The following is a 14,032-nucleotide window of genomic DNA, read 5'->3' as shown; positions in this document are numbered from 1 at the left end:
CCAGCGCGGTCCCCTGCCGCTGGGCGCGGCGGCGGCGCCGGCCGGCCCCCCCCCCCCGCCGCCGTCGTCTCCGCCTGTGGATCTCAGGCGCGCGGCACCGTCTCGCCCGACCCCGCGTCGACCACCTTCCGGCCGTCCAGCGGCGCGTCCAGCGTCACCGTCCGGGTCAGCTCCTTGGCGATCATGATGCAGGCCTTGCCGGGATCAGGCTTCGACTCGTCGACCGTCACCCGCACCGTCGAGCCGTCCTCCACGGCACGGGCCGTGTACGTGCTGCACACACCGCCCCAGAACGTCACCTCCAGCGTCCGGCCGTCCGCGCTGTACGAGATGAGCCCCGCGCTCGAGCCGCCCGGGTCCTTCGTGGGCTCCGGAGTGGGCCGGGTGCTCTCCGGCGCCACGTGGTCCGGGTCCACCGCGACCCGGACGACCGTGTGGCCGGGGCCGCCCTCTTCGGGCCGTACGGAGAAGAGCCACGAGGGGACGAGGATCTGCTCCCCGTCCGCGTACTGGGCGGCGAGCCCGAACTCGGCCTTCTCGACCGTCACCGTGGTGGCCGGCGGAGTCCCGCCCTCCGAATGGCAGTCGGTCTTCGGTGAAATGGGGTCGCCATCCAGCGGTACCGGGGTGGCGCAGCCGCCGATGCCGGACATCGCGGTCCGCCGGCCCTCCGCGTTCAGCTGCTCCAGCGCGTCCTCCGCCCCGGTCACCGGATAGCTGTCGCCCTTTTCCAGGCCCTTCAGGTGTCCGCTGCCGCCGACGATCTCGCCCCCGGCGCCCACCTGGATCCCGGTAGACCAGCCGTGCGTCGGCAGCCCGCCCACCACGGGGTCCGCGTTCACCACACGTACGGAACCCATCAGCTGATCCGCGTCGAGTGCGGCGTCGTCCTGTCCCACGGCCTTCAGGACCGGTACCGCCGCAGCCTTGGCGGCCTTCTCGCTCACAGGCGAACCGGTGCCGGTTCCGCTGCCCGGCGTCGCGTCCTTCGAGCAGGCCTTGGGCGACTCGCACGCGTCCGGGCCGCCCGAGGCGTAGCGGGCGAACGTCCACGTCCCGGGCGCCTGCTTGATCACCTTCAGCACCGGCCCGGAGCCGTCGCCGTCGCTGCCCACCTTCCATGCCGCGCCGTCCGTGCGGGGCGTGCCCCGCACTCCGAGCGCCTTCGCCAGCCGTGCCACCTCGGCCGCGGTCACCGTGCCGGCGGCGCGCTGGACGGCGGCGCTGCCGGGGCCGTCCGGCAGCTCACCCGAGGCGCGGTAGACGACCACACTGCCGTGCGGATCGGGTTCACCGGGCGCGATCCCCGGCGGCTGCGCCGACGAACTGTCCGTGTCGTCCAGCGTGAGCAGCGGAGGGGAGCTCTTCCCAAAGGCCGCCCGTCCCGCATCCGTACCGCTGTCCCCGGACGCGGCCGAGGCCCAGTACGCCGCCCCGCCCCCGGCCAGCAGCACGGCCGCCGCCACCGAGGAAACGGCGAGCGGCGAACGCCGTCGCCGGAGGCCGGTCACGTCATTCTCGGGTCGCTCGGTGCTCACCGGATCGCTCCTTCGGCTGCCTGGCCGTCACCGGCCCATCATCCGTCCCCGGGGCGGGAACACCGGTGGGACGGGCCGGGGGAGTGCGCGGTTCCACCGTGTGCGCGGGGGGAGCCGCCCGGGAGAGCCCGGATCAGTCCCCGTAGTCGGACATGGCGTCGATCAGGCGGGCCGAGGACGGCGGCACCGTGACCCCGTGGATACGGGAGAGTTCCACCGGCTTCGTAAGGGACTTCGCGGGTGCGGCCCAGTGCGGCGCCATCCGCGCGCAGTCTCCGCGCAGCTCGGCCAGGCTCATCTCGGACTCACGCGGAACGCTGTTGTTCGACATATCCGCACCGTACGCACGGTAGGGGTCAGGCAGAAAGGCCTACTATCGGGTAGTTTTGCCCTTTCAGGCACGGTGGCGTCACCGGGTAGCGTGAACTGTCACGCCGTCCCGGAGGGCGCGCTCACGCGTTCCCTTCGCCTTCCGCAGGAGCAGCCTCCCCGTGCGTATCGCAGTCACCGGCTCCATCGCCACAGACCACCTCATGACCTTCCCCGGCCGATTCGCCGACCAGCTGGTCGCGGATCAGCTGCACACGGTCTCGCTCTCCTTCCTGGTCGACAACCTCGACGTGCGCCGCGGCGGAGTCGGCGCGAACATCGCCTTCGGTATGGGTGTGCTCGGCACGCAGCCGATCCTCGTGGGTGCCGTCGGCTCCGACTTCGACGACTACCGTGCCTGGCTCGACCGGCACGGCGTCGACACCGGCTCGGTCCGGACCTCCGAGGTCCTGCACACGGCGCGCTTCGTCTGCACGACGGACGCCGACCACAACCAGATCGGCTCCTTCTACACGGGCGCCATGAGCGAGGCCCGGCTGATCGAGCTCAAGAGTGTCGCCGACCGCGTCGGCGGTCTCGACCTCGTCTCGATCGGGGCGGACGACCCCGAGGCGATGCTCCGCCACACCGAGGAGTGCCGCTCGCGGGACATCCCGTTCGCCGCGGACTTCTCGCAGCAGATCGCCCGGATGAACGGCGAGGAGATCAGGATCCTTCTCGACGGCGCGACCTATCTCTTCTCCAACGAGTACGAGAAGGGGCTCATCGAGTCCAAGACCGGCTGGAGCGACGAGGAGATCCTGTCCAGGGTCGGCCATCGCGTCACCACCCTCGGTGCCCGCGGCGTCCGCATCGACCGGGCCGGCCAGGACCCCATCGAGGTCGGCTGCGCCGAGGAGGAGCGCAAGGCCGACCCGACCGGCGTCGGCGACGCCTTCCGGGCCGGTTTCCTCTCCGGCCTCGCCTGGGGCGTGGGCCTGGAGCGTGCCGCTCAGGTCGGCTGCATGCTCGCGACCCTGGTCATCGAGACGGTCGGCACCCAGGAGTACACCCTGCGCCGCACGCCCTTCATGGACCGCTTCACCAAAGCCTACGGGGACGAGGCGGCCTCCGAGGTCAGGAAGCACCTCTCCTAGTACGTGGCAGGAGCGACGACGATCGGCTCAGAGGAGCCGGCGGACCACATAGGCCGAGCCATGGTCCGCCGGCTCCTCTCCCACGTACTCCTGGTCGCGCATCGCGCACCAGGCCGGGATGTCGAGGCGGGCGGCCTCGTCGTCCGAGAGCACCGTCACCGTGCCGCCCACAGGTACCTCTCCGATCACCTTTGCGAGTTCGATCACCGGAATCGGGCAACGCCTGCCCAGCGCGTCGACCACGAGTGAGACCCGCGGCGTGGGGGAGGGAGCCGTCGAAGCGGGCGCGCCGAGCCGCTCCCGTACCTCGGCCACCACACCCGGCAGCACGTCGAGGAAGCTGCCGACCTCGTCGTCCGTCGTCCCTGCCGGGAGTGACACCCGGATGTTCCCCTCCGTGAGCACCCCCATCGCCTTGAGGACGTGGCTGGGCGTCAGCGTGCTGCTCGTGCAGGATGATCCGGACGACACGGAGAACCCGGCCCGGTCCAGCTCGTGGAGCACTGTCTCTCCGTCGGCGTAGAGACAGGAGAAGGTGACCAGATGCGGCAGCCGCCGCACCGGATCGCCGACCACCTCCACATCGGGCACCAGGGAAGCCACCGCGGCCCGGATCCGGTCCACCAGGGCTCGCAGCCGTACGCCCTCGGCATCGGCCTCCGCGCGCACCGCCCGCAGGGAGGCCGCAGCCGCGACGACTGCCGGGATGTTCTCGAAGCCGGCGGCCCGGCCCGACTCCCGCTCGTCGGCGGGGCCTTGGGGCGCGAACCGGACCCCCTTACGCACGGCGAGCAGGCCGACCCCGGCCGGCCCGCCCCATTTGTGGGCGCTCGCGGCCAGCAGCGACCAGCGGCCGGGCACCGGTCCCCAGCCCAGTGACTGCGCGGCGTCCACCAGCAGGGGCACACCGGCTTCGGCACAGATCTCGGCGGTCTCCGCCACCGGCTGCACCGTCCCCACCTCGTGGTTGGCGGACTGCAGGCAAGCCAGCGCGGTGTCCGCGCGAAGGGCCCGGCCGTACGCCGAGGCGTCCACGGCCCCGGCCCGGTCCACCTCCACCTCGGTGAACGACCCGCCCTCCGCCTCGAGGGCGGCGGCCGAATGGAGTACCGAGGAGTGCTCGACGGCGGAGAGCACCAGGTGGCGGCCGACACGCCGACGCCCGGAGAGCGCTCCGGACATCGCGGAATGGACCGCCCGGGTGCCCGACGAGGTGAACACGAGCTCGTCCGGACGGCAGCCGACCGCCTCCGCCGCGGTCTCCCTGGCCGCGTCCAGCAGCAGCGCGGCCCGTCGGCCCTCGCGGTAGAGCCGGGCGGGATCGGCCCAGCCCTCATCCAGGGAGGCGAGCAGCGCCTGGCGGGCGACGGGGTGCAGGGGGGCGGAGGAAGCCGCATCGAAGTAGGGCACACCGTCACGCTAGCCCGCACCGGGCGTGAGCAGGTGACCGGCTGCCGTGGTCACAGGGAGAGGGTGCGTCAGATGGCGGCCGGAGGCTCGCATTCCATCCCTTCGGGGTGTCGTGCGGCGCGTTGGGCACCCTCCCCGCGCGACCCCAGATAGCGTCCAGTAGGGTTTGGTCCGCATAAACATCCAAACCCCTGCCCGCGTCAGGGCCGGCGACCGACCAAGTGAGACGGGCGCGCCGACCGTGCGGGCGAGACTCTCGGGAAGGCGCTACGTGAGTCCCAACGGCTCCGACCGCTCGTCGCGGCGCCCGATGCGGCGGAAGCTGCCGCAGGTGCTGACTGCGGGCCTGGTCCTGGCGACGGCCTCCGGTTGTTCATACAACTGGGAGGATTTCCCCCGCCTCGGTATGCCCACCCCGGTAACGGAAGAGGCCCCTCGGATCCTCTCCCTCTGGCAGGGCTCGTGGGCGGCAGCGCTCGCCACGGGCGTCCTTGTCTGGGGGCTGATCCTGTGGAGCGTCATCTTCCACCGGCGAAGCAAAACCAAGGTGGAGGTACCTCAGCAGACCAGGTACAACATGCCTATCGAGGCGCTGTACACAGTGGTCCCCCTCATCATCGTCTCGGTGTTCTTCTACTTCACCGCGCGCGATGAATCGAAGCTCCTCGAGCTCAGCCCGAAGCCGGCCCACACCATCAACGTGGTCGGCTACCAGTGGAGCTGGGGCTTCAACTACATCGAGAAGGTGGAGGGCCAGCCCTCCGCCGGCAACGAGGTCCCCAAGGAGCTCGACGCCATCCCCGACAAGTACCGCAAGGACTTCCCAGAGGGCGCCGGCGGCGTCTACGACGTGGGCATCCCCGGTACGCGCAACCCGCAGAACGGCAACCCGGGCCCGACCCTGTGGCTGCCGAAGGGCGAGAAGGTCCGCTTCGTCCTGACTTCGCGTGACGTCATCCACTCCTTCTGGGTGGTGCCGTTCCTCATGAAGCAGGACGTCATTCCGGGCCACACCAACTCCTTCGAGGTCACGCCGAAGAAGGAGGGCACCTACATGGGTAAGTGCGCCGAGCTCTGTGGCGTCGACCACTCCCGGATGCTCTTCAACGTCAAGATCGTCTCTCCCGAGCGTTACCAGCAGCACCTCAAGGAGCTGGCGGAGAAGGGTCAGACGGGCTACGTGCCGGCAGGCATCGAGCAGACGGACCCGGCCAGGAATGCGGAGACGAACAAACTGTGAGCATCCTCAATGAATCCCAGGGTGCCGCGGCAGCAGACGACTCGTTCGAGGACGAGCTGCCGGTGCGGCGCAAGCAGCCGGGGAGTGCCGTCGTCAAGTGGCTGACCACCACTGACCACAAGACGATCGGCACGATGTACCTGGTCACATCGTTCGCGTTCTTCTGCATCGGTGGCCTCCTGGCGCTCTTCATGCGCGCGGAGCTGGCCCGTCCCGGTACGCAGATCATGTCGAACGAGCAGTTCAACCAGGCGTTCACGATGCACGGCACGATCATGCTGCTGATGTTCGCGACGCCGCTGTTCGCCGGCTTCGCGAACTGGATCATGCCGCTGCAGATCGGCGCGCCCGACGTGGCGTTCCCGCGGCTGAACATGTTCGCGTACTGGCTGTACCTCTTCGGCTCGCTGATCGCCGTGGCAGGCTTCCTCACCCCGCAGGGTGCGGCCGACTTCGGCTGGTTCGCCTACTCCCCGCTGTCGGACGCGGTCCGCTCGCCGGGTGTCGGCGCCGACATGTGGATCATGGGTCTGGCCTTCTCCGGCTTCGGCACGATCCTCGGTTCGGTCAACTTCATCACCACGATCATCTGCATGCGCGCCCCCGGTATGACGATGTTCCGCATGCCGATCTTCACCTGGAACGTCCTGCTGACCGGTGTCCTGGTCCTGCTGGCATTCCCGGTTCTCGCCGCCGCGCTCTTCGCGCTGGAGGTCGACCGAAAATTCGGCGCACACATCTTCGATGCGGCCAATGGTGGCGCATTGCTCTGGCAGCACCTCTTCTGGTTCTTCGGCCATCCAGAGGTGTACATCATCGCTCTGCCGTTCTTCGGAATCATTTCCGAGATCATTCCGGTATTCAGCCGCAAGCCGATGTTCGGTTATGTCGGTCTGATCAGCGCGACGATCGCCATCGCCGGCCTTTCCGTGACCGTGTGGGCACACCACATGTACGTCACGGGCGGCGTGCTGTTGCCGTTCTTCTCCTTCATGACGTTCCTCATCGCGGTGCCGACCGGTGTGAAGTTCTTCAACTGGATCGGCACGATGTGGAAGGGATCGTTGTCCTTCGAGACACCGATGCTCTGGTCGGTCGGCTTCCTGATCACCTTCGCCTTCGGTGGTCTGACCGGCGTGATCCTGGCCTCGCCGCCGCTGGACTTCCACATCTCCGACTCGTACTTCGTCGTCGCGCACTTCCACTACGTCGTCTTCGGCACCGTGGTCTTCGCGATGTTCGCCGGATTCCACTTCTGGTGGCCGAAGTTCACCGGCAAGATGCTGGACGAGCGGCTCGGGAAGATGACGTTCTGGACGCTGTTCGTCGGCTTCCACGGCACGTTCCTGGTGCAGCACTGGCTGGGAGCCGAGGGCATGCCGCGCCGTTACGCGGACTACCTCGCCGCCGACGGCTTCACCGCCCTGAACACGATCTCGACGATCTCCTCGTTCGTGCTCGGACTGTCGATGCTTCCGTTCATGTACAACGTCTGGAAGACCGCCAAGTACGGGAAGAAGATCGAGGTCGACGACCCCTGGGGCTACGGCCGTTCGCTCGAATGGGCGACGTCCTGCCCGCCGCCCCGGCACAACTTCCTCAGCCTGCCGCGGATCCGTTCCGAATCCCCGGCGTTCGACCTGCACCACCCGGAGATCGCGGCGCTCGAGCAGCTGGATCACCTGTCCGAGGGTGAGAAGGTCCTCGTCGGCGGCAAGGAGGACGGCAAGTGAAGATCCAGGGCAAGCTCTTCATCTGGCTGAGCGTCTTCATGCTGGCCATGGCCGTCACGTACGGCGTCTGGTCCAAGGAGCCGGTCGGTACCACCGCGCTGGTCCTGTCCTTCGGCCTGACCGTCATGATCGGCTTCTACCTGGCCTTCACGGCCAACAGGGTCGATGCGATGGCCCAGGACAACAAGGAAGCCGACGTCGCGGACGAAGCCGGTGAGGTGGGCTTCTTCTCGCCGCACAGCTGGCAGCCGCTCTCGCTGGCCATTGGTGGCGCCTTCCTCTTCCTGGCCGTCGTCTTCGGCTGGTGGCTGGCCTACTTCTCGGCCCCGCTGCTCCTGATCGGCCTCTTCGGCTGGGTCTTCGAGTACTACCGGGGAGAGAACCGCACCCAGTAGGGCGCGCCCTCACAGGACGTGTCGCACCCGTACGGGGGCCCGGCCCGCTCAGTAATGAGCGGGCCGGGCCCCCGTTTGCAGTCACTGAACGCGCTGGATCGGATGAATCTTCTTAGCGTGGGTTCATGAACCAGACGCCGCGCATCCGCACCGTAGTGAGCTGCACTCTGCTGGTCGTGACCCTGGTCGCAGGTGCGACCGCCTGTGGTGAGTCCGAAGGTCATCCGCTGTCGTTGAAGCCGCACGACGCCGCCGACCTGGTCTCCTTCACCGGCCCGTCCGAGGACGAGAAGGCCGACCCCGAGAAGCCGCTCGAAGTCACCGTCAAGGACGACGACGCGAGAATCACGGACGTGACGGCCGTCGACACCGATGGCCGCCACCTGGCGGGCGAGCTCGACGCCGACGGTAAGCGGTGGCATTCCACCACCACGCTCGCGGCCGGCACCCGATACACCGTCAAGGTCTCCACCGAGAACGGCGACGGCGCTCCTGGCAGCCGTACGTACGCCTTCGGGACGGCCGCGGCCAAGAAGTTCCTGAAGGTGACCTTCGGCCCGCAGGCGGGCACCTACGGCGTCGGACAGCCCCTCACAGCGGAACTCAGCGCTCCGGTCACGGACAAGGCCGCCAGGGCGACCGTGGAACGCGGGCTCCAGGTCCGGTCCATGCCCGCGGTCACCGGCTCCTGGCACTGGGTCGACGCCAAGACCCTGCACTACCGGCCCAAGGAGTACTGGCCCGCCGGCGCCAGCATCGACGTCCTCAGCAACCTCAAGGGCATCAAGGTCACCAACGCCCTCTACGGGGCCACCGCGAAGCCCCTGAAGCTCACCACCGGCGACCGCATAGAAGCGATCACCGACGCCGCGGACCACTCCATGACCGTCCTGCGCAACGGTGATGTGATCAACACGCTGCCGGTCACCACGGGCAAGCCTGGCTTCGACACCCGCAACGGCGTCAAGGTGGTGCTGGCGAAGGAGCAGTTCGTACGCATGCGCGGCGAGAGCATCGGCATCGCCGCCGGCTCGTCGGAGTCCTACGACCTGCCGGTCTACTGGGCGACACGCGTCACCTGGAGCGGTGAGTACGTCCACGCCGCGCCCTGGTCGACCGGTTCACAGGGCAACGCCAACGTCAGCCACGGCTGTACGGGGATGAGCAACGCCGACGCCGAATGGTTCTTCGAGACCGTACGCGAAGGCGACATCGTCAAGGTCGTCGGGAGCGGCGGCGAGATGATGACGCCCTTCGACAACGGCTTCGGTGACTGGAACCTGACCTGGGACGCCTGGCTGCAGGGGAGCGCCCTGCACGGCGGCGGCACGCCGGACACGGGCACCGACGCCCGGACGGCGCGGCTGCGCCCCCAGGTCTGATCCGGCCCGGGAGTGCGCCGCGCCCCGGAGGGACACCGCGGAGGGGCTCGGGGCCCCTGTGCCTCAGGCGCCCACGGACAGCCTGTGGCGCAGCAGGGAGGCCAGGGCGTCCGCGAAGCCGACCGGGTCGACCGGATGCGTCACAGCGGCGTCCGCACGGCTCCACGTGGCCAGCCAGGCGTCCTGTGGCCGTCCGATCAGCAGCAGCACGGGCGGGCAGTCGAAGATCTCGTCCTTGATCTGCCGGCAGACCCCCATGCCGCCTGCGGGGGCCGTCTCGCCGTCCAGCACACAGACATCGATGCCTCCCCGGTCCAGGGCGCTCAGGACAGCGGGCAGGGTGGCGCACTCCAGGAACGTGACCGGTGGCACGTCCGCCGCAGGCCTGCGCCCGGCTGCCAGCCTCACCTGCTCACGGGTGTTGGCGTCGTCGCTGTAGACCAGGACCGTGGCGGTCGGCTGCATTGTTCCTCCGTGACGTCTGTGTCTTCGGGGCTCTCGGGGCATGAACCGATGGGCGGATCGTACTCCGGTGGACTGCCTGTCAGCACTGGTAAAGACAGCGATTCGTTGGGCCGTTCGGTGTGGACACATGCCACTGACACACCGAACGGCACCCCCCGGAGTGAGGGCGGGATAAGCGACCGACATAATGTCGGTCGTGGCGACAGCAACGACAGTAGAAACCGGGCACGCGCACCCGTCGGTCAATCGGCCGAACCTCACCAGCGTCGGAACCATCATCTGGTTGAGTTCCGAGCTGATGTTCTTCGCGGCCCTCTTCGCGATGTACTTCACCCTGCGATCGGTGATGGGACCCGATCACTGGAAGGAGATGGCTCACCATCTGAACTTCCCGTTCTCGGCGACGAACACCACGATCCTGGTGCTTTCCTCTCTCACCTGCCAGCTCGGCGTTTTCGCCGCGGAGCGGGGCGATGTGAAGAAGCTCCGCACCTGGTTCATCATCACGTTCGTGATGGGTTCGATCTTCATCGGAGGCCAGGTCCTGGAGTACACCGAGCTGGTCAAGGACGCGGGTCTCTCCCTGTCCTCCGACCCGTACGGTTCGGTGTTCTACCTGACGACCGGCTTCCACGGCCTGCATGTGACAGGCGGTCTCATCGCCTTCCTGCTCGTCCTGGGCAGGACATACGCGGCCTCGAGATTCACCCATGAACAGGCCACCGCGGCCATCGTCGTGTCCTACTACTGGCACTTCGTCGATGTCGTCTGGATCGGCCTGTTCGCCACGATCTACATGATCAAGTAACCGGGCTCGCACCCACCCACCATCGACGCAGAAGATCCTGACACCGGGGTAATCCGTGAAAAAGCTCTCCGCACGACGACGCCATCCGCTGGCGGCAGTCGTCGTACTACTCCTCGCGCTGGCGGCTACCGGGGGGCTGTACGCCGCGTTTGCGCCTGCGGGTAAGGCGCAGGCCGACGAAACCGCCCAGTCCCTCGCCATCGACGAGGGCAAGAAGCTCTACTCCGTGGGCTGTGCAAGCTGCCACGGATCCGGCGGTCAGGGCACCACCGACGGGCCGTCCCTCGTGGGCGTGGGCTCCGCCGCCGTCGACTTCCAGGTCGGTACCGGACGCATGCCGGCTCAGCAGCCGGGCGCCCAGGTCCCGAAGAAGAAGGTCATCTACAACCAGGCCGAGATCGACCAGCTCGCGGCGTACGTCGCGTCCCTGGGCGCCGGTCCGATCACGCCGACCAAGAGTCAGGTCGACCCCTCGGGCGCGGACGTGGCCAAGGGCGGTGACCTGTTCCGCAACAACTGCGCGCAGTGCCACAACTTCACCGGCAAGGGCGGCGCCCTCACCGAGGGGAAGTACGCTCCGGATCTCGAAGGCGTGAGTCCGAAGCACATCTACGAGGCCATGCAGACCGGCCCGCAGAGCATGCCCTCCTTCCCGGACAGCACCATGCCGGAGCAGCAGAAGAAAGACATCATCGCGTACATCGAGACCGTCAACGGTGATGAGTCCGAGACCCCCGGTGGGCTCTCGCTCGGTGGCCTCGGCCCCGTCAGTGAAGGTCTCTTCGGCTGGATCTTCGGACTGGGCGGCCTGATCGCCATCGCCGTATGGGTCGCGGCCCACACCGCTAAGGCCAAGAAGTCATGAGTAGCCAACAGATTTCAGAAGAGAACCTGCCGGCAGAGCAGGGCACCGCGCACGGCGCGGTAGAGGGTGCGGGCGACCCGTTCGCCGACCCGGGACTGCCGGCCCACCGGCCGCGCATCCAGGACATCGACGAACGGGCGGCGAGGCGCTCCGAGCGAGCCGTCGCCCTCATGTTCACGCTGTCCATGCTGGCGACGATCGGCTTCATCGCCTCGTACGTCATCTTCCCGGTCGACAAGATCGTCTTCATCTGGCCGTTCGGCCATGTGAGCGCGCTCAACTTCTCCCTGGGTCTGACCCTGGGGCTGGCGCTCTTCCTGATCGGCGCGGGTGCCGTCCACTGGGCGCGCACCCTGATGTCCGACGTGGAGGTCGCCGACGACCGGCACGCCATCGAGGCGGAGCCCGAGGTCAGGGCCAAGGTCATGGCCGACTTCGCGGCCGGTGCCAAGGAGTCCGCGATCGGGCGGCGGAAGCTGATCCGCAACACCATGTTCGGTGCGCTGGCCCTGGTGCCGCTCTCCGGTGTGATGCTGCTGCGCGACCTCGGTCCGCTGCCGGAGAAGAAGCTCCGCAAGACCCTGTGGGCCAAGGGCAAGCAGCTCGTCAACATGAACACCATGGAGCCGCTGCGTCCCGAGGACATCGTCGTCGGTTCGCTGACCTTCGCCATGCCCGAGGGCCTGGAGGAGGACGCGCACGACTTCCAGACGCAGATCGCCAAGGCCGCTCTGATGATCATCCGCATCGAGCCGGACAACATCAAGGACCCGAAGGAGCGCGAGTGGGCGCACGAGGGAATCGTGGCCTTCTCCAAGATCTGCACCCACGTCGGCTGCCCGATCAGCCTGTACGAGCAGCAGACGCATCACGTGCTCTGCCCGTGCCACCAGTCCACCTTCGACCTCTCCGACGGCGCCCGCGTCATCTTCGGTCCGGCCGGTCACGCCCTTCCGCAGCTGCAGATCGGTGTGAACAGCGAGGGTAACCTCGAGGCGCTCGGTGACTTCGAAGAGCCCGTCGGTCCTGCCTTCTGGGAGCGCGGATGAGTACTGCGACGGAAACACAGCGCAAGGCGCCCGCCGGTGAGCGGGTGGCCGACTGGGCGGACGGCCGGCTGGGCATCTACGGCCTGGCCAAGGCCAACATGCGCAAGATCTTCCCGGACCACTGGTCCTTCATGCTGGGTGAGATCTGCCTCTACAGCTTCATCATCATCATCCTCACGGGTGTGTACCTGACGCTGTTCTTCAACCCGAGCATGAACGAGGTCGTGTACCACGGCTCCTACGAGCCGATGAACGGCATCCGGATGTCCGCGGCCTACGCCTCGACGCTGGACATCAGCTTCGACGTCCGCGGTGGCCTGCTCGTCCGGCAGATCCACCACTGGGCCGCGATCATCTTCCTCGCCGGCATGTTCGTGCACATGTTCCGGGTGTTCTTCACCGGTGCGTACCGCAAGCCGCGCGAGATCAACTGGCTGTTCGGCTTCCTGCTCTTCGTGCTCGGCATGTTCACCGGGTTCACCGGTTACTCGCTCCCGGACGACCTGCTCTCCGGTACGGGTGTGCGCTTCACGCAGGGCGCGATCCTGTCGATGCCGATCGTCGGTACGTACATCTCGATGTTCCTGTTCGGTGGGGAGTTCCCCGGAACGGACATCATCTCGAGGTTCTACTCGATCCACATCCTGCTGCTGCCGGGCATCATGCTCGGGCTCGTGGTCGCCCACCTCATCCTGGTCTTCTTCCACAAGCACACGCAGTTCGCCGGCCCGGGCAAGACGAACAAGAACGTCGTCGGCATGCCGCTGCTGCCGGTGTACATGGCCAAGGCCGGAGGCTTCTTCTTCCTGGTCTTCGGCTTCATCGCGATCCTCTCCGCGATCGCCACGATCAACCCGATCTGGGCGCTCGGCCCCTACCGTCCCGACCAGGTGTCCACGGGTGCCCAGCCGGACTGGTACATGGGCTTCGCGGAAGGCTTCGTCCGTGTGATGCCCGGCTGGGAGATCAACCTCTGGGGCCACACACTGGTCCTGGGCGTACTCATCCCGCTGGTGCTGTTCGGTGTCGTCCTCGGTGCGCTCGCGCTGTACCCGTTCATCGAGTCGTGGATCACCGGCGACAAGCGCGAGCACCACATCCTGGACCGCCCGCGCAACGCTCCGACCCGCACCGGGCTGGGTGTGGCCTGGGTGACGATCTACTTCGTCATGCTCATCGGCGGCGGCAACGACATCTGGGCGACCCACTTCCATCTGTCGCTCAACGCGATCAGCTGGTTCGTACGGATCGCCTTCTTCGTCGGCCCGGTCCTGGCGTTCGTCGTCACCCGGCGCATCTGTCTCGGCCTTCAGCGCCGCGACAAGGAGAAGGTGCTGCACGGGCGCGAGTCCGGCACCATCAAGCGCCTGCCGCACGGTGAGTTCGTGGAGATCCACGAGCCGCTCAGCCCGGAGCAGCTGCACACGCTCACGGCGCACGAGCAGTACAAGCCGATCGAGATCGGCCCGACCGTCGACAAGAACGGTGTCGAGCGCAAGCCGTCGGCGTTGCAGAAGGTGCGGGCCAGGCTCAGCAAGAGCTACTTCGGCGAGGACAACCAGATCGCCAAGCCCACTGCCGAGGAGTACAAGGAGATCACCAGCGGCCACGGCCACCACTGATCACCTCAGCTGACCGCCACAGCGGGAGCCCCGTCCATCCGATGGACGGGGCTCTTCGC

At 67.7% G+C, this 14,032-nt stretch carries 13 protein-coding genes; 9 read left to right on the top strand and 4 right to left on the bottom strand.

Annotation, left to right across the window (positions count from 1 at the left end; genetic code table 11):
* Positions 1-83: 83 nt before the first annotated feature.
* Positions 84-1,538 carry a hypothetical protein gene (locus tag ACWD04_RS14545; protein ID WP_451131674.1) on the bottom strand — a complete coding sequence of 485 codons (1,455 nt, stop codon included), beginning with the start codon at positions 1,536-1,538 and terminating at the stop codon, positions 84-86.
* Positions 1,539-1,671: 133 nt separating this feature from the next.
* A complete protein-coding gene (locus ACWD04_RS14540; protein WP_451131672.1) occupies positions 1,672-1,869 on the bottom strand; it encodes a hypothetical protein in 198 nt (65 codons plus the stop codon).
* Between the two features lie 160 nt (positions 1,870-2,029).
* Between ACWD04_RS14540 and ACWD04_RS14535 the strand changes: the two genes are divergently transcribed.
* Complete coding sequence (locus tag ACWD04_RS14535) at positions 2,030-3,004, top strand: carbohydrate kinase family protein (RefSeq protein ID WP_451131670.1); 975 nt, start codon at positions 2,030-2,032, stop codon at positions 3,002-3,004.
* Between the two features lie 27 nt (positions 3,005-3,031).
* Here the strand turns inward: ACWD04_RS14535 and ACWD04_RS14530 are convergent, their stop codons facing one another.
* Positions 3,032-4,414 (bottom strand): aminotransferase class V-fold PLP-dependent enzyme, encoded by a 1,383-nt coding sequence (locus ACWD04_RS14530; RefSeq protein WP_451131669.1) that lies wholly within the window; start codon positions 4,412-4,414, stop codon positions 3,032-3,034.
* A gap of 271 nt (positions 4,415-4,685) precedes the next feature.
* Here ACWD04_RS14530 and ctaC point away from each other — a divergent pair, with 271 nt between their 5' ends.
* From ctaC to ACWD04_RS14510, 4 genes are all read left to right on the top strand, one after another.
* Positions 4,686-5,654: an aa3-type cytochrome oxidase subunit II gene (gene ctaC, locus ACWD04_RS14525; protein ID WP_451131667.1), complete on the top strand. Its 969-nt coding sequence runs from the start codon at positions 4,686-4,688 to the stop codon at positions 5,652-5,654.
* Complete coding sequence (ctaD, locus tag ACWD04_RS14520) at positions 5,651-7,387, top strand: aa3-type cytochrome oxidase subunit I (protein ID WP_451131665.1); 1,737 nt, start codon at positions 5,651-5,653, stop codon at positions 7,385-7,387. The genes ctaC and ctaD overlap by 4 nt, the downstream gene beginning before the upstream one ends.
* Positions 7,384-7,782 carry a cytochrome c oxidase subunit 4 gene (locus tag ACWD04_RS14515; protein WP_451131663.1) on the top strand — a complete coding sequence of 133 codons (399 nt, stop codon included), beginning with the start codon at positions 7,384-7,386 and terminating at the stop codon, positions 7,780-7,782. The genes ctaD and ACWD04_RS14515 overlap by 4 nt, the downstream gene beginning before the upstream one ends.
* A 125-nt stretch (positions 7,783-7,907) precedes the next feature.
* A complete protein-coding gene (locus ACWD04_RS14510) occupies positions 7,908-9,164 on the top strand; it encodes an Ig-like domain-containing protein (protein WP_451131661.1) in 1,257 nt (418 codons plus the stop codon).
* Positions 9,165-9,227: 63 nt separating this feature from the next.
* Here the strand turns inward: ACWD04_RS14510 and ACWD04_RS14505 are convergent, their stop codons facing one another.
* The gene (locus ACWD04_RS14505; RefSeq protein ID WP_451131659.1) at positions 9,228-9,629 is read right to left on the bottom strand and encodes a hypothetical protein; all 402 of its coding nucleotides are present in this window, start codon (positions 9,627-9,629) and stop codon (positions 9,228-9,230) included.
* A gap of 187 nt (positions 9,630-9,816) precedes the next feature.
* Between ACWD04_RS14505 and ctaE the strand changes: the two genes are divergently transcribed.
* The 4 genes from ctaE to qcrB are packed head-to-tail and all read left to right on the top strand — an operon-like array spanning position 9,817 to position 13,973.
* A complete protein-coding gene (gene ctaE / locus ACWD04_RS14500) occupies positions 9,817-10,437 on the top strand; it encodes an aa3-type cytochrome oxidase subunit III (RefSeq protein ID WP_205019672.1) in 621 nt (206 codons plus the stop codon).
* A gap of 55 nt (positions 10,438-10,492) precedes the next feature.
* A complete protein-coding gene (qcrC, locus tag ACWD04_RS14495) occupies positions 10,493-11,302 on the top strand; it encodes a cytochrome bc1 complex diheme cytochrome c subunit (protein WP_451131657.1) in 810 nt (269 codons plus the stop codon).
* The gene (gene qcrA / locus ACWD04_RS14490) at positions 11,299-12,351 is read left to right on the top strand and encodes a cytochrome bc1 complex Rieske iron-sulfur subunit (protein ID WP_451131655.1); all 1,053 of its coding nucleotides are present in this window, start codon (positions 11,299-11,301) and stop codon (positions 12,349-12,351) included. The genes qcrC and qcrA overlap by 4 nt, the downstream gene beginning before the upstream one ends.
* Entirely contained in the window at positions 12,348-13,973 is a 1,626-nt protein-coding gene (qcrB, locus tag ACWD04_RS14485; RefSeq protein ID WP_451131653.1) for a cytochrome bc1 complex cytochrome b subunit, read from the top strand. The genes qcrA and qcrB overlap by 4 nt, the downstream gene beginning before the upstream one ends.
* Positions 13,974-14,032: the final 59 nt, after the last annotated feature.

The organism is Streptomyces sp. NPDC002911 (assembly GCF_053591835.1).
This window is presented reverse-complemented; position numbering and strand designations above follow the sequence as displayed.